Here is a 15,970-nt window from a genome sequence, read left to right on the forward strand (position 1 = left end):
AACTGAACGAGAATGGAGTCATGAATCATCTCGAGTTCCATCTCGACCTCGGCTCGGGCGACCAGTTCCCGCTCGCCCGAGAAGCGATCTTCTCCTGGACGCTGCAGGAACTCGCCGGCGTGGTGGTCCGTCCGAGCCGTCGCGTATCCGAAGGTCAGATCGTCGACCTGGGACTCAATCCCGCATGGCCCGCCCCGCCGAGGCGGCCGCGCGGTCGCGATCTGCTCGTGCCCGTGGGTTCGTGCGTCGTCACACGGGTGTTCGATGAGAAGGATCGCGCCGGATTCACCTATCGCACCCTGCCGGGCCACCTCGAGAGCGGCGAGGAGACCTTCCTCGTATCCATCGGCGCTGACGGCCGCCTCGGCGTGACCATCAGCGCCGATTCCGTCCCAGCACATCCCCTCCTGCGCCTGGGCGCTCCGGTGACCGTGGCGGCCCAGGAGTTGATGGCCAGGCGCTATGTCGAAGGGCTGAAGAGACAGCTCCGAACGGCCGAGCGAAGCCGCCGATCCCGCGCACTCGCGACAGCTTCGGCCCTGATCGGCCGAGAGCTGAGCTACAAAGAGACCCTTGCCGGCGGTCAGCACGCGCTGACCATGGCGGCCCGCGACGGAAACGCGGAACTCGTCGTCCGCGCATTCCCCGCCGGCCATGATGCGGCGATCAGGGAAGCCGAGGTGCTGGACCGGCTGAGCCCGCTCGGTGATCTCGTCCCCCGCCTCATCGCCCACAATGCCGACACCAACGATCCGGTCATCGTCACGACCCGTGTCCCGGGCTCACCACCGGATCCGGCGACACCGCTGACCACCATCGCTCGAGAAATGGCGGCAGCCCTGATCCGCATCCACGAACTCGACGACACCGGTCTGCCTCCGACTCCGCAGTCCCCGCCGTCAGGAGACTCTGCCATCGCGATTCGCGCCCAGCGGGAGTGGGCGAACCTCGACCGCGACGAAGAAGTCCTCACGCACACGGATTTCTGGGCAGGCAATGCCTTGTGGACGGGCGGGCGCCTGACCGGAGTCGTCGACTGGTCGGGCGCGAGCCGTGGACCTCGCGGAGTCGATCTCGCTTGGTGCCGTCAGGATCTCGTGCTGCTCGGTTCCCCCGAGGCGGCCGCCGACTTTCTCGACGGGTACGAACGACTCCTCGGCCGCCGCATCCATGACATCCGCGCATGGGACGTCCAAGCTGCGGCACGTGCCCATGATCGCGTCGAGACCTGGCTGCCGAACTACCACGGGATCGGCCTCACGGACATGACCGCCGAGGATCTCCGCCACCGCCTCGACACCTGGAACGCGCAGCTGTGAACCGGCCCGCCACCGCCCTCATCCAACGGTCGGCAGGACTTCCTCGGCGAGGGTGAGCACCGCTTCCACGGAGGCCTTTCCGTGGTCGGTACGGTGGGCGAGGTAGAGCATCGTGGGCTCCTCGGGGATATCGAGGGGCACGGCCACGGTGCCGACCTCTCGGGTGGCGGCGGACACCGAGTCGAAGGTGATCGAGATGCCGAGTCCGGCCGCGACCAGGGCTCCGATCGTCTGCGAATCCGGCGCGCTCTGGACTACGCGCGGTGCGAACCCCGCTTCGTGGCACAGACGCAGCGTCGCCTCCCGCAACGTCGAGGAAGGATGCTCGGGCAGAGCGATGAAATCCTCGTCGGCAAGCTCGTCCACCCGCACCGAGGCGCGTCCCGCCAGACGATGACCCACCGGCAGGGCTGCCGAGAGACGCTCGACCATCACCGGCCGACCTGTGACCCCGGGTGGCTGCTTCGCCCACCTCACAAGCGCGAGGTCGAGCGAGCCGTCGACGAGGCGGGTGATCCCCTCCTCGGCGTAGACATCGGAGTGGAGCCCGAAGCTGACCCCTGGCCTGTGCGCGGTGGATGCAGTCACGAGCGCCGCGGCCAGTCTGCGCGATGACGAGTGGGCGAATCCGAATTCGATGTGTCCGGTCTGCCCATCGGCGGCCCGGCGCACTGTCTCGGCGGCCAAGGTTCGGTACTCGATCATCCTCCGCGCCGGCTCCACCAGCGCCTCCCCCGCCGCGGTCAGCGCCACATTGCGGGTCGTGCGTCGGAACAGATCGACGCCGAGGTGGACCTCGAGGGCGCGGATCGTACGACTGAGCGGCGGCTGCAGCATTCCGAGCCGTTCGGCTGCACGACCGAAGTGCAGCTCTTCGGCGACTGCGAGGAACGCTTTGACCTGCTGAATCTCCATCGACTGCTCCTTTTCCGAATCCGCGCTGGAGCCTCTGCCGTTGCCCCGACCGACATCCCAGCCAATACCCGTTTCGATAATAATCCATGTACATTATTACCGATCCTGCTATATAGTGGGACGGACCACGCGCCCGCTGCACAAGCACGGGACCAGAATGCCGAGCTCGACAACGCACAGCACCGCCGCCGGCCCGACGAGAGGAAGACATTCGACGATGAAGCAGTCGACCACTTCTGAGCACCACGACAGCGGCTCCGTTCGCGACCACCATCGGTCACCTGCCCACGATCGCCTCGAGGAGTTCCTCCCCCGCGCCGGCTCGGGTCCCCTGTCGGGACAGATCGTCGTCGACTTCTCCCGCGTGCTGGCCGGACCGTACTCGACGATGATGCTCGCCGACCTCGGCGCCACCGTCATCAAGGTCGAAGGCCCCAAAGGCGATGACACCCGGCACTGGGCTCCGCCGGTGCGCGATGAGGATGCCACCTACTATCTGTCGATCAACCGAAACAAATACGACATCGTCCTCGACTTCACCGACCCCGATGACCTCGCCACCGCACAGAAGCTCGCGGCCGAAGCCGATATCGTCGTCGAGAATTTCAAGCCGGGCGGGTTGGCGAAGTACGGACTCGACTACGACAGCGTCTCCGCTGCCAACCCGACGGTCATCTATGCTTCGGTGACCGGCTTCGGGCCGCAGAACCCGCTGCCCGGATACGACCTCCTCATGCAGGCGCTGTCCGGCTTCATGTCGGTCACCGGCAGCCCCGACGGCTCGCCGTACCGCGCCGGCGTCGCCGTCTTCGACGTCATGACCGGTCTGCACACCACGATCGGCGTCCTCGCCGCGATCCAACACCGCACGCTCACCGGCGAGGGCCAGCTCGTCGAAACCAACCTCATGTCCTCGGCGATGTCCGGCCTGGCCAACCAGTCCGGTGCCTACGCGGCCGCAGGGGTGAATCCGACGCGGATGGGCAACGCCCACCCGAGCCTCTACCCCTACCAGCCGATGGCCGCGAAGTCCGGTGAGATCATCATCGCCGCGGCCAATGACGGCCAATTCCGGATCCTCGCCGAGGTGGTCGGACGCCCCGATTGGTGCGACGACGAACGATTCGCCCAGGCGAAGAACCGCAACGCCAACCGCGACTCCCTTGAGCCCGAACTTCTCGAGGCCCTCCAGGCTCACTCAGCACAGGAATGGTTCGACAAGCTCTCGGCCGCGGGCCTGCCCTGCGCCCCGATCAACACGATCGCCGAAGGCATCGAACACGCCAAGAGCCTCGGCCTGGAACCGGTCGTGGACACCGGCACCGGCGATCGCGTCATCCCGACGGTCCGCAACCCGATCACCCTGTCGAAGTCGCAGGTCTCCTACGACCTCGCTCCCCCAGAACTCGGAGCCGACTCCGATCAGGTCCGCGCCTGGCTCGACAGCCTCTAGATCGCACCGTTTCGGACTCATCCCGACCGAACCGCAATCCCGACACTTGCACGCAGACTTCTGCACAGCATCCACCTGAAGGAGACACAGCAATGGACAACTCAGAACTCGACGACATCCTGTCTGCCGTCCGAGAATTCGTCCGCGAGAAAGTCGTCCCCCTCGAGACCCAGGTCGAGGACGAGGACGCCTTCCCCGAGGCGATCATTAAAGAATCCGCCGAGATGGGACTCTTCGGCTGGGCCCTGCCCGAGGAATACGGCGGCCTCGGCCTCAATGCCGAACAGGACGCACTGCTGGCTATGGAACTCGGCTACACGACCCCGTCGTTCCGCTCGCTGTTCGGCACGAACAACGGCATCGCCGGACAGGTGCTCGTCAACTACGGCACCGATGAGCAGAAGTCCGAATGGCTGCCCCGCCTGGCCTCCGGAGAGGCCGTCGCCTCCTTCGCCCTCACCGAGTCCGAGGCCGGTTCCGACCCCTCGGGTCTGCGGACGAAGGCCACCCGCGACGGTGATGACTACATCATCAACGGCTCCAAGCGGTTCATCACCAACGCCGAGGCATCCGACGTCCTCATGGTCTTCGCCCGCACCGACCCGAATGCCACGGGCTCAAAGGGCATCTCCGTCTTCCTCGTGCCCACGAAGTCCGAAGGCGTGACCGTCGGCCCGCACGATCACAAGATGGGTCAGGCCGGCGCCTGGACCTCGGAGATCTTCTTCGACGACGTGCGCGTGCCTGCCGCCAACCTCATCGGCGGTGAGGAGGAGAAGGGCTTCTACGCGGCCATGGCCTCACTCAACAAGGGACGCCTGCACATCGCTGCGATCTGCGTCGGCCAGTCGATCCGCATCCTTGACGAATCCGTGCGCTTCGCCGCCGATGCGAAGCAGGGCGGGGAACCGATCGCCCGATTCCAGCTCGTCCAGGCGATGCTCGCCGATATCTACACCGACGTCGCCGCCGCCAAGGCCCTCGTCCTCTCGGCCGCACAGCGCTGGGACGCCGAGACCGATCGCAAGCTCGGCCCCTCCTCGGCGAAGCTCTTCGCCTCCGAAGCACTCGCCCGCATCGCCGACAAGGGCGTGCAGATCCAAGGTGGAATGGGCTATATGCGCGAGTCCGCGGTCGAACGCTTCTACCGCCACGCACGCCTCTTCCGCATCTACGAAGGCACCTCCGAGGTCCAACGCGTCGTCGTCGCCAAGCAGCTGCTCAAAGGCGCGCACAAACCGCAGTTCAACCTCTGACCGGCATTTCTGACCTCACCAACGAAAGGAATCCCATGACTGAATCCACAATCGCGAACTCCGGCATCACCGTCACCGAAACCGGCGGAGTCACCGCCATCCCCGGCCTGCTGGACGGCAAGGTCGCCGTCGTCACCGGCGGCGGACAGGGCCTCGGCCTGGCGATGGCGCGCAGCCTCGTCGACTCCGGCGCGAAGGTCGTTCTCGCCGATATGAATGAGGAGAGTCTGCAGGCTGCTGTGACCGAACTCGGCGGAGATGGAGTCGCCACGGGCGCGGTGTGCAATGTGTCCGACCTCGAGGCCGTCGAAAAACTCGCCGAGGCGGCCACGACCGCATTCGGCGGTATCGACATCTGGGTCAACAACGCCGGTATCACCCGCGATGCGACGATCCGGAAGATGACCGAGCAGCAGTTCGACGACGTCATCTCCGTGCACCTGCGCGGCACATGGAACGGGCTCAAGGTCGCCACCGCGCTCATGCGCGAGCAGGGCCGCGGCGGCTCGATCATCAACGTGTCCTCGATCAGCGGCAAGGTCGGCAACCCCGGACAGTCGAACTACTCTGCTGCGAAGGCGGGCATCGTCGGCATGACGAAGGCCGTGGCCAAGGAAGTCGCGTTCAAGAACATCCGCATCAATGCGATCCAGCCCGGCTTCATCAACACCGCGATGACCGCGGCCATGCCGCAGCACGCGATCGATTCGAAGCTCGCCGACATCCCGCTGGGCCGCGCCGGCGAACCCGAAGAGGTCGCCTCCGTGGTGCTGTTCCTCGCCTCCGGACTCTCGAGCTACCTCACCGGCACCGTCACCGAGATCTCTGGCGGTCGCCACATCTGATCGAATTCGCCCTCGCCGAGGCGGCCCGACGTCCCCGTCGCACCTTTGCCGAGGTGGATCACCCGATCACCGTGAGAAACGGCCCGACGTCCCCGCGGGGACGTCGGGCCGTTCTCATTCCGTATCTCCGCGTCCGACGCGGCAACGTTTCAGCGTGACGGTCCGGCCGCCTCGGCGAGGGTCAGCTCTTGGCGGTTCGCCGACCGGGCAGGCGAACGACACCGAAGGCAACCATGCCGACGAGCGGCAGCACCGGCCAGATCCAGGTCACGCCCCTGTCGTTGACCATTCCGGTGTCGGCCATGATCGCGAGGCCCGCGCAGATGGCCGCCGAGGCGGCGATCGGCATCCACATGGGAGGGGCGGGACGGTCGTCTGGCGCGGGTGTTTCGAACCGGCCGAAGATCGCCACGAGCACCCCGGTGATCGCCAGCAGAACCAGTGCCCACAGCGGACGGGTGAGCCACCAGATTCCGGTCAGCGGAGTCGGCAGCAGGGCATCGGCGTCGAGTCCGATGAGGACGTTGGCCAGGGCAGTCAGCGCGGTCAGGTGCCAGAGGAACCAGGTCATGATGCGCTGGTTGACGAGCACCGTGAGGAACCACAGGCCGGGGCTGCGCAGCAGTTTCGCCAGTGGGCGCTGGAGCATGAGCACGATTCCGGCCTGGGCCATGCCGAGGAAAGCCATCGTCACACGGGTCGGGGCGGAATTCGAAATCGTGTCGGTGCCCGCGGTGATCATCGACACCGGGTAAGGGCCGAAGCCGACGAGGAGCCCGAGCCCGACGGCGCCGATGACGAAGAGCAGCAGGCAGCGTCTGATGCTGGAGAGTCGGCCGTCGAGCCAGGCATAGCCGAACTGGTGGAAGCTCGCCCAGACGAGCAGGTAGTTCGGGTAGCCGGCGAGCGTGCTCTCGGTGACGATGCTGATGAGGTCGATGATGCCGGCCAAGCCGATGCCGGCGATGATCGACCACCAGCCCCAACGCTCCCACAGGATCAGACACGGCGGGGCGACGATGACGACGAGCAGATATGCGGCGAGGAACCACGTCGGCACGAGTGCCATCTGGGAGGCCAGCTGGACCGAGGCGGGTTCGGCGCCGACGGCCAGGGCGATGACGCAGGTGGCCAGCCAGACGAGCAGCAGCGGGATGAGCGGAAGGCCGAGCCTGCGCAGGCGTGCCCGCAGCCATTCGGCGTAGCCGGTCTGTCGCCGCCTGGCCGAACGCCAGGACAGTGCGTTGGAGTAGCCGCCGACGAGGAAGAAGATCGGCATCACCTGGAACACCCAGGTCAGCGGGTGCGTCCACCTGGCCTGGTCGAGCAGACCATGCGGTTCGATGCCGCCGGTGGCGCTGACGGCGATGATCGTCCAGTGGCCGAGCACGACGACGGTGATCGCCGCGGCGCGCAGGAAGTCGACCTCGCGGCTGCGAGAGTCCGGGGTCGCCTCATCGACCTTGCGGGCCTGGGCCAGAAACGAGCGGGGCATGCGGGGACGTCCTTGTCGGTTGGTCGAGGGAGCGGTTGGTCGAGGGAGCGGTTGATCGACGGAGCGGGCAGTGCGGGTCCCGCCCACCGCCGAGGTGGTCGTCCACCTCGGCGATTCAGGCCCGGTATTTCACTTCGCCGCCGACGACGGTGAGCGCGACTCGGGTGTCGCGGATCGCCTCGGCGTGGGCGAACAGGGCTTCTTCGGAATCGTAGCCGAGGAGGCCGTCGCGCTCTGCTGCGGCGACACTTAAGTGGTCAACGTTGAGCCCTTCGGCCGCGCACGGATCGGTGTCGACGACGATGAAGTCGGCGTCCATGCCCGGCGCCAGATATCCGCGCCGGTCCTCGAGCCCGGCGGCGAAGGCCGGTCCCTGAGTGTGCAGGCGGATGGCCTCGACGGCACTCAGGCGACGGTGCGGCTGGAAGGTCGTCGACGCGTCTCCGGTGATGTCCGCCCTGGTCATCGCGGCATAGATCGCGGCGAAGGGGTTCGCATGCTCGACCGGACCGTCGGAGCCGAAGACCACGTGCGCCCCCGCATCGAGCAGGTCGGGCCAGGCATAGGCGGCCAGCTGCGCGGACTCGTCGATGAGGTGGAGCAGGTGCAGGTCAGAGATGCAGTGGCGCGGCTGCATCGACGCGAGCACCCCGAGCTCGGCGAACCGGGCAACGTCGGCCGGCTGGATGAACTGGGCGTGTTCGACGCGGTGACGCAGGGGTCGGCCGAACTTCTCCTCCGCGGCCTTCGTCGTCTCCCGCAGGCGGTCATAGACAGCGAGCACATGGTGGTTCGCCTGATCGCCGATGGCGTGGATGGCAACGGAGATTCCCGCTTCGGTGGCGATGTGCGCCTGGTCGAAGAGTTCGTCTTCGGTCATCTGCACGACACCGAAGTTCTCGTCCTCACCGTCGATCGCGGGAAATGCTGAGGACATGTGCGAGGTATGCGAGCCGAGCGCCCCGTCCGAGAACAGCTTCAGCCCGCCGCACTGCAACCAATCATCCCCGTCACCGGTGTGCCAGGCGGTTTCGATCGCCCACGGCACTTCGGGCGAGCGCAGGAACAAGGTCACGCGCATGTCCTGGCGACCGGCCGCGTGCAGGTCGTTCCAGCCCAAGGTCGCGGCGATGCCGTCGAAGTCATGGATCCCGGTCAGCCCCTGAGACAGGAAGAGCTCCTGGGTGGTGACGAGGCGTTCGACCTGATCCTCGCGGCTGGGTTCGGGGATGAAGCGGGCGACGAGGTCGGTGGCGTCCTCGCGCACGAGGCCAGTGAGCTGTCCGTCGTCGTCGCGGACGAAACTGCCGCCCGAAGGGTCGGGGGTCGCCTCGTCGATGCCGGCGATCTCGAGGGCGTGGGCGTTGACCCACAGGGTGTGCAGATCAAGGGACCACATCGCCACGGGGTGGTCGGGGACCTCGGCGTCGAGGAGTTCCCGGTCAGGGTAGCTCGGGTCCTCCCACTTGTTGAGGTCCCATCCGGAGCCGACCACCCAGGTGCCCACCGGGAGGGAATCGGCGCGTTCGCGGATGGCGGCGACCGCCTCGGGCAGTGATTTCGTCTGGGACAGATCGAGGTCGGTCAGGGAGTCGGCGTACAGGATCGAGTGGATGTGTCCGTCGACGAATCCGGGCAGAATGACCTGCCCGCTGCAGTCGATCTCATCGATCTCGAGGCCGGGGATGACCGTGGTGGCACCGACCCCACCCGCCGAGGCGAGCGCCGCCGTCGTCGACGATTCCGCGGCGGCGATGTCGAGAAGTTCGGCCCGGGTGCCGATGGCCACGATGGTCTCCCCATCGACGAGGATCGCATCCGGGGCCGCCTGTGTGAGGTCGAAGGTCGGCGTGGAGGTCGGGTCGGGGACCTTGTCTGTGTTCGATTCGCTCGGGTCGGATGCGATCGACGCAGGGGTGTTCGAGTCGGGGGCACTCGAGGCGGCTTGGGGTGCGAAAGTGCGCACCACGGCGTTGGAGAACAGACGCATGGACACCAGTCTAGAGCGGGTACGGCGAAGTCGCTGAGTGGGCCGATCACCACCCCTTCTTACTACCCGACGGCGGCCCAGATACCTCGCGCGAGGTTGCTGCGCCGCCGTCAGGTAGTAATTGGTGGGTGAAAGTGAGGGCGCTGCCGGCCTCTTCTACGAAGGGTAGAATCGAAGGCATGACTCACTTCTTCAGCACCGATGATTCGCGGCTGGCGGCGAGCGCTCGGATCATCCTGCCCGCCATCTGGCTCGGGCTCATCATCGGCATCTCGCTCATCGAGGCACCGCTGAAGTTCACTGCCCCCGGCATCACGATCCCGCTGGGGCTGGGCATCGGTCGGCTGGTGTTCGGAGTGATGAACTGGGTCGAGCTCGTCATCGCCGTGATCCTGCTGTGGGCGCTGCTGAAGTCGGGTGTCGATCGCGTCTACCGCAGTGTGGCATGCGGGCTCATCGGAGTGCTCATCATCAAGGTCGTCGTCATTCGGCCGCTGCTCAATCAGCGCACGGATGCCGTGCTCGCAGGTGTCGACGAGGGTGGGTCGTCCCTGCATCTGCTCTATATTGCCGCCGACGGACTGCTCATCGTGGGGCTGGTTGCCGCACTCGTGATGGCAGTGCGCCGTTGGGTATTGATCCGCCCGGCCGTCGCGGCAGACGACAGATAGAGGAGGCCGCTGGGTCGGCTCAGACCGAAACCGCAGCCGCCTTCCGCGCCCTCACCTGATCGAGGAAAGCTGAGAAGAGGATCCGACAGTCACGGACATCGGCGCCGTTCTCCTCCAGGTGCCACTCGAGGCCGCCGCAGCGATTGGTGCTGGGCCGCGCCTTCACCGAGCACCGAGCACCGAGCACCGAGCACCGAGCACCGAGCCATGGCAACTCAGCGGCCTCTTCGGCGAACAATCGCCTTCTGATCAGGTCATCGGGATAAAACTCGATGCGCCACACAAAACTCGATACCCGACTGTACAAAACCCGATGGTTACCGGCACAAAAGTCGATGCGCGAACCTTACATCATTCGTCCGGGCTCCCGACCATCTGCTTCAGCTCCGGCACCTGTGTGAAGATCTTGTCCCGAAAGTCGTTGAGTCTGAGCACGTCGTCGAAACTCAGATGGATGACCTTATAGCCCAAGCTGAGAAGCCGATTGTGCTGTTCGCCTTCCCTCCGGATCAGCGAGGGACCCACCAGAGCGTATTTCTCACTTCCGTCGACCGCGAGGATCGTTCGTGCCTGTTCATTGAGAAAATCGGCTCGAGCAATGAAGCCTCGGCTGTCTCGGACTTCGATCTGCTGTTCGAACCCCGTCAGGTTCAAAGCGATGAGGTTGAGTCGGCATTTGCTCTCGGCGGGGCTCTCAGAGAACGGCCCGATCGCATCAACCATCCGCTGCGCGGTGACCTGGCCCGATCGCATGCGAGCAACCGCAGGATAGAACGCCGTCTTGATGATCCGACGTGCCTCGGACTGAAACTTTTCTGTATACCCGGACCTCGGATTGAAGCCAGGGAAATGATCGGCCGTCGCCTGACGCAGTACCCATTCCAGTGCTGCAAAAGCTTCGTGTTGACCCGAAATCCGAATGAGGTCCAAGGCCGTCCTGATCGCCGAGGTGGCCGCAAGGTGACCGAATCGGACCTGATCCTCTGCGGGTACCTCATCCCGCACACGGATAATCTCCTTAGTGTGCGAATTGCTCCTTGGGTGTCTGACCGTGATCGCTTGCGATGCGTCCTTGTACAAAGGTATTCCGTGGAGGACAGCCGCCGATTTGCCAACGATCACGTCCTCTGGCCGGTACCAGCGGTAACTCTGAATGCGCAGCGCTCGGAGCTGGGTCTGATACCTGAAATCGCGCTTCAGGTCGGCTGGAGTTTTGCCGACGTGGAAACTGATCCAGTCGACGTCTCTGATAAATGCCGCAATCCGACTGTGGTCTTTCACTCCGCACTCACGGATCACCGAGTACACCCCGCGGCAGAGACGAATCAGACAACAATCCAGCGCGCTCTTGATCGTTTTGGAAGAGATGCCGGCGGCGGAGAACTCTTCACGATAGATCGTATTCTTCATCTGGCGAGTATCGGCATCAGCGAACTGCCGTTAGTACCCCTTGCGCTGAGGTTGTGGACAACGTTTCGTCGTCCACAAGTCAACGACGGTCGAGTCGAGATATTCTCCACAGGCCACTGATGAACGTCTCTGCACACGAATCCCTGAGAACTCGCAGATGCTGGGCACCGCTGAGACGGTTTAGCCCATTTGAACCTATGAACGCGCCGACTGTCTGGATTCTCTAAAGGTGCCGAATGAGAAGGTACTCCACAGTGTCTGGTGCGCAAGTGAGCGCTCAGTCCACTGGAGCCCAAGTCTGGTGATCGGCTTTTGCACCATCCGTCATCGACTTACGGGGCATCTGTCATCGCCTTCTGATCGATGCATCTGGTTCGAACTCGATGGTTCGGTCAAAAGGCGATGAGCGCCCGAGAGTCGCCTCAAGTGGCTCCTCACCATCCCCATGCTTCCCGGAACGTACCCTCCGCCGGCCCCGCCGGCGGCATGAAATCAGCGCAAAGGCAAAACTCACGCGCAGACTGAGGCCAGGTGGCCGCAACCGGACTCAGAAGTACACCGCAAGGGGGCCGCGGGGTCCGTCGATGACGTCGACTGGAGTGTCGAAGACACGTGAGAGCACCTCACCGGTCATGATCTCCTCGGGCGCACCGAATTCGATGACGGCGCCGTCTTTGACCGCGCAGATGTGGTCGGCGTAGTGACCGGCGAAGTTGATGTCGTGGAGAACGATGACGATGGTCCTCCCCATCTCGGCGGCGGCCCGGCGCAGGTGCTGCATCATCTGCACCGACCGCTTCATGTCGAGGTTGTTGAGCGGCTCATCGAGCAGCACGTAGTCGGTGTCCTGCGCCAACACCATCGCCACATACGCCCGCTGCCGCTGCCCGCCGGAGAGCTCGTCGATGAACCGGTTCTCCAGCTCCCCGAGCTCGAGGAAGTCGATCGCCTGCGAGATCAGTTCCTCATCGGCGGTCGTCAGTCGCCCCTTCGAATGCGGGAAGCGCCCGAAGCCGACGAGCTGGCGGATCGTCAGCCGGGTGATGAAGTGATTCTCCTGGCGCAGTATGGACACGATCTTCGCGAGATCCTTCGACTTCGTCGAACTGACGTCATAGCCGGCGACCGAGATCGCACCGGAATCCATCCCGAGCAGCCGCCCGATCATCGTCAGCAGAGTCGACTTTCCGGCGCCGTTCGGCCCGACCAGGGCGGTGACTCCCCCGGCTGGGATCTGCAGATCGACGGGCCCGATCGAGACTTCGTCGTCGTAGGATTTGCGGACCGATTCGAGCGTGATCACAGGCGCCCCTTTCTCAGGATGACAAGCAGGAAGGCGCCGCCGCCGCCGATCTCGATGATGATCGACACGAACCCCTCGGCGTAGAAGATGTTCTTCATGACGAAGTACGCCCCACCCAGAACCACGAAGCCGAGGAGCGCGGCCATCGGGAAGAGACGTTTGTGGTCATAGGTGTCGGCGAACTGGTAGGCGAGCATCGCGACGAGGAACCCGAGGAAGACCATCGGTCCGATCATCGACACGGACACCGCCATGAGGATGGAGACGAAGAAGAGGACCTTGAGCAGCTCGCCCTTGTAGTTGAGTCCCAGGTTGCTCGTCATATCCCGTCCCAGCGCCATCACATTCAAGCGTGAGGAACAGAGGTAGAGCCCGAGGCAGGCCAGCACGCACAGCGGGATCGATACCGGCAGGTAGCTCGAATCCGAATTCGAGATCGACCCGAACAGGCGGGCGGAGAGGACGTCGAACTCGCTCGGCGTCAGCGTCCGCTGCATGAATGTCGCCACCGATCCGAGTCCGCCGCCGATGACCACGCCGATGAGCAGCATGAGCGCCACTGAGGAATGCCGTCCGGAAAGCAGCCATCCGTAGAGCGCCAGCGACAGCCCGACCATGAGCACCAGCTGGACGACGAAGGGCACGAGCCCCTTGAGTTCGACGATCGCCGTGACCCCGAAGAAGTACATCGCCGAGGTCTGGATCGCCACGTAGAGGGATTCGAATCCCATGATCGAGGGCGTAATGATCCGGTTGTTCGTCACCGTCTGGAAGGCGACCGTGCCGAACGACTGGCACAGCGCAACCATGGCGATGACGACGAGGTTCGTCAGCCGCAGCTCCGCGATCAGCCAGAATCCCGGGTCCGTGATCGGCATCGGATTGTCCCAGGCCAGGATGCCCAGAGCGATCCCCGCCGAGGCGACCGAGAGAACGATGATCATCGTCCAGTAGCGACGCGCCGACTTCGCCGTCGGAAGCGGACCCGACGACCTGCGGACAGAGGCAGACTCGCGCCGAGGCAGCCCACCGTCCCGTACGCCTGCACCGGACCGATCCCCGCTGGCTTCGTTCGCGGAGCTCCGACGATCCCCACCGGGAATGTCGGTGACCGCGGTCGGGTCGGCCGCCTCGGCGCCGGTGTGACCCGGGGATTCGTCCTTCGCACGCATCGGCACTCACCCGACCTTTCGCTGACGCAGCAGCAGGGCGACGAACACGGCCGCCCCGACGACGCCGAGGATGAGGGAGACGGGCACTTCGAAGGGCATGACGATGATCCTGCCGATGAGGTCGCAGATGGTGACGATTGCGATGCCGAGCAGACACACCCAAGGCAGGTTCGAGCGCAGGTCATCGCCGCGGATGAGCGAGACGATGTTCGGCACGATGAGGCCGAGGAACGGCAGGTTGCCGACGACGACGGTGACCACTCCGGTCGCAATCGCCACGAACACGGTTCCCAGCAGCAGGATCTGGTTGTAGTTGAGACCGACGTTGGTGGCGATCTCCTTGCCGAGCCCTGCCACGGTGAAGCGGTCGGCGAGGATGAAGATGGCGACGACGACGGCCGCGACGATCCACAGGGTCTCGTACTGGCCGCGCAGGATCGACGTGAAGCTGCCGGCGAACCAGATGCCCAGCGACTGCAGCATATCCGTCTGCACCGCGATGAATGTCGAAACGGCGCCGACGACGGCGCCGAGCATGATGCCGACGATGGGCACGATGAGCGAGGATTTCAGAGAGACGCGACGCAGAAAGACGAAGAAGACGAGGGTGCCGACGAACGCGGCGATGATCGCGCCGACCATTCGCGCGACGATCGAGGCGTCGGGATAGACGATGACGGTGAGCATGAGGCCGAGCCCGGCCCATTCGGTGGTGCCGGTCGTCGTCGGCTCGACGAAGCGGTTCTGGGTCAGCAGCTGCATGACCAGTCCGCACATCGCCATTGCGGCGCCGGCCAGGACGAGGGCGATCGTGCGCGGGATCCGCGTGATCTGGAACATCTCGGCCCCGCCGTCACCGCCGAAGATGTCGTAGACGCCGGTGAGCAGCGAGAGCGCGAGGAGGATGGCGACCCCGACGATGCCCAACAGCAGGGGCCATCCGAACAGTGGTGCCTTCGCCGAGGCGGCCCCACGTGCGGACGAGACTGCCGACCCGCTGGGGGACGGATCGACCGTTCCCTGCGGGGACTCAGCCGTCCGGTTGCGTCGGGCTTCGTTCCGACGTCGGGCCGCCTCGGCGAGGGTCATCACTTCTGAGCTTCGAGCTTGTCGGCGAAGTCGTTGAAGAACTCGGTGTACGTCTGGATGCCTTCGTTGAGGTAGGTGTCCTCGGGGAAGTAGACGATCTTGTCGTCCTTGATCGCAGGAACATCCTTGAGCGCTTCGGAGTCTTCGAGGACTTCGGCAGCCGGGGCCGAACCTTCGTCGCGTTCTTCAGGGGCGAAGGAGGCGTCGCGGTCGAGGACGATCATGAGGTCGGGGTTCGACTTCGCGATGGCTTCGACGGAGACGTCGTCGCCCTGGTGGTCCTCGCTGCCCTCTTCGACCTCGAGGGCCGGGTCGAGGTCGAGGATGTCGAAGACCGGTCCGACGGTGCGGCCGACCGACGGTGCGGCATAGCCGATGTCGCCGGCCGAGGTGATCAGGCCCATGGCCTTGTCGTTGTCGTCGTAGGCCTTCTGGGCGCGTTCGATCGAGGCGTCGAAGTCGTCGACGAGCTTCTTCGCTTCGTCCTGTTTGCCGAAGACCTCGCCGAGGACCTCGGCCTGGCGGCGCAGCTCGGCGTCGAAGTCCTCGTCGTCGCGGGGATCGAGTTCGAGCACGGTTGCTTCGGGGGCCAGCTTGGCCAGGTCGTCATGGAACTGTGCGAAGCGCTGGCCGTTGACGATGAGATCGGGCTTGGCCTCGACGACCTTCTCGAGGTCGGGTTCGCGGTGGCTGCCGAGGTCGAGGATGGAATCATCCTGCGTGTAGTCGAGGTCGTCGCTCATCAGGGAGACGGCGCCGCCGCTGAGTTCGATGCCCCAGTCGCTGAGCGTCTGGAACGTGCGGTTGTCGGTGGCGACAACGGACTTCGGCGGGGAGGCGACGGTCTGCTTGCCGTTGTTGTCCTCGACCTCGATCGTGGATCCGGAGTCTTCGGCCTGAGCCGAATCGGAGTCTGCCGAGCCGCAGCCGGCCAGAGTCAGAGCGACAACGCCTGCCAGGGCGCTCAATTGAAGGCGAGTCGAAACCATGGGGTCCCACTTTCAGGAATGTACGTATGAGAAAAACGTGTGCGCACACTGAAAGTAAGCTTA

At 64.9% G+C, this 15,970-nt stretch carries 13 protein-coding genes; 5 read left to right on the forward strand and 8 right to left on the reverse strand.

Features of this window, described 5'->3' with window-relative positions; translation table 11 throughout:
- Window positions 1-20 precede the first annotated feature (20 nt).
- Window positions 21-1,319 (forward strand): DUF1990 family protein, encoded by a 1,299-nt coding sequence (locus HK108_RS09015; RefSeq protein ID WP_181271246.1) that lies wholly within the window; start codon window positions 21-23, stop codon window positions 1,317-1,319.
- Window positions 1,320-1,337: 18 nt separating this feature from the next.
- Here the strand turns inward: HK108_RS09015 and HK108_RS09020 are convergent, their stop codons facing one another.
- Window positions 1,338-2,234, reverse strand: a complete 897-nt coding sequence (locus HK108_RS09020; protein WP_181271247.1) for a LysR substrate-binding domain-containing protein — start codon at window positions 2,232-2,234, stop codon at window positions 1,338-1,340.
- A gap of 217 nt (window positions 2,235-2,451) precedes the next feature.
- Between HK108_RS09020 and HK108_RS09025 the strand changes: the two genes are divergently transcribed.
- The 3 genes from HK108_RS09025 to fabG all read left to right on the forward strand — a co-directional run bounded on the left by HK108_RS09025 (window position 2,452) and on the right by fabG (window position 5,788).
- A complete protein-coding gene (locus tag HK108_RS09025; protein WP_181271248.1) occupies window positions 2,452-3,687 on the forward strand; it encodes a CaiB/BaiF CoA transferase family protein in 1,236 nt (411 codons plus the stop codon).
- A gap of 92 nt (window positions 3,688-3,779) precedes the next feature.
- Window positions 3,780-4,943 (forward strand): acyl-CoA dehydrogenase family protein, encoded by a 1,164-nt coding sequence (locus HK108_RS09030; protein ID WP_181271249.1) that lies wholly within the window; start codon window positions 3,780-3,782, stop codon window positions 4,941-4,943.
- Window positions 4,944-4,978: 35 nt separating this feature from the next.
- Window positions 4,979-5,788 carry a 3-oxoacyl-ACP reductase FabG gene (gene fabG / locus HK108_RS09035; RefSeq protein ID WP_181271250.1) on the forward strand — a complete coding sequence of 270 codons (810 nt, stop codon included), beginning with the start codon at window positions 4,979-4,981 and terminating at the stop codon, window positions 5,786-5,788.
- Window positions 5,789-5,969: 181 nt separating this feature from the next.
- Here the strand turns inward: fabG and HK108_RS09040 are convergent, their stop codons facing one another.
- Entirely contained in the window at window positions 5,970-7,283 is a 1,314-nt protein-coding gene (locus HK108_RS09040) for an acyltransferase family protein (protein ID WP_181271251.1), read from the reverse strand.
- 115 nt (window positions 7,284-7,398) lie between these two features.
- Window positions 7,399-9,273 (reverse strand): amidohydrolase, encoded by a 1,875-nt coding sequence (locus tag HK108_RS09045; RefSeq protein WP_181271252.1) that lies wholly within the window; start codon window positions 9,271-9,273, stop codon window positions 7,399-7,401.
- A gap of 179 nt (window positions 9,274-9,452) precedes the next feature.
- Between HK108_RS09045 and HK108_RS09050 the strand changes: the two genes are divergently transcribed.
- Window positions 9,453-9,944 carry a hypothetical protein gene (locus tag HK108_RS09050; protein ID WP_039206203.1) on the forward strand — a complete coding sequence of 164 codons (492 nt, stop codon included), beginning with the start codon at window positions 9,453-9,455 and terminating at the stop codon, window positions 9,942-9,944.
- Window positions 9,945-10,295: 351 nt separating this feature from the next.
- Here the strand turns inward: HK108_RS09050 and HK108_RS09055 are convergent, their stop codons facing one another.
- The 5 genes from HK108_RS09055 to HK108_RS09075 form a co-directional block, all read right to left on the reverse strand.
- Window positions 10,296-11,354, reverse strand: a complete 1,059-nt coding sequence (locus tag HK108_RS09055) for an RAP domain-containing protein (RefSeq protein WP_181271253.1) — start codon at window positions 11,352-11,354, stop codon at window positions 10,296-10,298.
- Between the two features lie 547 nt (window positions 11,355-11,901).
- Entirely contained in the window at window positions 11,902-12,657 is a 756-nt protein-coding gene (locus tag HK108_RS09060) for an iron ABC transporter ATP-binding protein (RefSeq protein WP_181271254.1), read from the reverse strand.
- Window positions 12,654-13,835 (reverse strand): iron chelate uptake ABC transporter family permease subunit, encoded by a 1,182-nt coding sequence (locus HK108_RS09065; protein ID WP_229664040.1) that lies wholly within the window; start codon window positions 13,833-13,835, stop codon window positions 12,654-12,656. The genes HK108_RS09060 and HK108_RS09065 overlap by 4 nt, the downstream gene beginning before the upstream one ends.
- Window positions 13,836-14,918 (reverse strand): ABC transporter permease, encoded by a 1,083-nt coding sequence (locus HK108_RS09070; protein WP_181271255.1) that lies wholly within the window; start codon window positions 14,916-14,918, stop codon window positions 13,836-13,838. It lies immediately after the preceding gene.
- Complete coding sequence (locus HK108_RS09075) at window positions 14,918-15,907, reverse strand: siderophore ABC transporter substrate-binding protein (protein WP_181271256.1); 990 nt, start codon at window positions 15,905-15,907, stop codon at window positions 14,918-14,920. The genes HK108_RS09070 and HK108_RS09075 overlap by 1 nt, the downstream gene beginning before the upstream one ends.
- Window positions 15,908-15,970 lie beyond the last annotated feature (63 nt).

The organism is Brevibacterium sediminis, from assembly GCF_013623905.1.
In the GTDB taxonomy this organism is placed as follows: domain Bacteria; phylum Actinomycetota; class Actinomycetes; order Actinomycetales; family Brevibacteriaceae; genus Brevibacterium; species Brevibacterium sediminis.

What these genes read in the sequence shown, in the direction of transcription:
- HK108_RS09015 (WP_181271246.1), top strand. Translation starts at nt 21, where the DNA reads ATGAATCATCTCGAGTTCCATCTCGACCTCGGCTCGGGCGACCAGTTC.
- HK108_RS09020 (WP_181271247.1), bottom strand. Translation starts at nt 2,234, where the DNA reads ATGGAGATTCAGCAGGTCAAAGCGTTCCTCGCAGTCGCCGAAGAGCTG.
- HK108_RS09025 (WP_181271248.1), top strand. Translation starts at nt 2,452, where the DNA reads ATGAAGCAGTCGACCACTTCTGAGCACCACGACAGCGGCTCCGTTCGC.
- HK108_RS09030 (WP_181271249.1), top strand. Translation starts at nt 3,780, where the DNA reads ATGGACAACTCAGAACTCGACGACATCCTGTCTGCCGTCCGAGAATTC.
- fabG (WP_181271250.1), top strand. Translation starts at nt 4,979, where the DNA reads ATGACTGAATCCACAATCGCGAACTCCGGCATCACCGTCACCGAAACC.
- HK108_RS09040 (WP_181271251.1), bottom strand. Translation starts at nt 7,283, where the DNA reads ATGCCCCGCTCGTTTCTGGCCCAGGCCCGCAAGGTCGATGAGGCGACC.
- HK108_RS09045 (WP_181271252.1), bottom strand. Translation starts at nt 9,273, where the DNA reads ATGCGTCTGTTCTCCAACGCCGTGGTGCGCACTTTCGCACCCCAAGCC.
- HK108_RS09050 (WP_039206203.1), top strand. Translation starts at nt 9,453, where the DNA reads ATGACTCACTTCTTCAGCACCGATGATTCGCGGCTGGCGGCGAGCGCT.
- HK108_RS09055 (WP_181271253.1), bottom strand. Translation starts at nt 11,354, where the DNA reads ATGAAGAATACGATCTATCGTGAAGAGTTCTCCGCCGCCGGCATCTCT.
- HK108_RS09070 (WP_181271255.1), bottom strand. Translation starts at nt 14,918, where the DNA reads ATGACCCTCGCCGAGGCGGCCCGACGTCGGAACGAAGCCCGACGCAAC.
- HK108_RS09075 (WP_181271256.1), bottom strand. Translation starts at nt 15,907, where the DNA reads ATGGTTTCGACTCGCCTTCAATTGAGCGCCCTGGCAGGCGTTGTCGCT.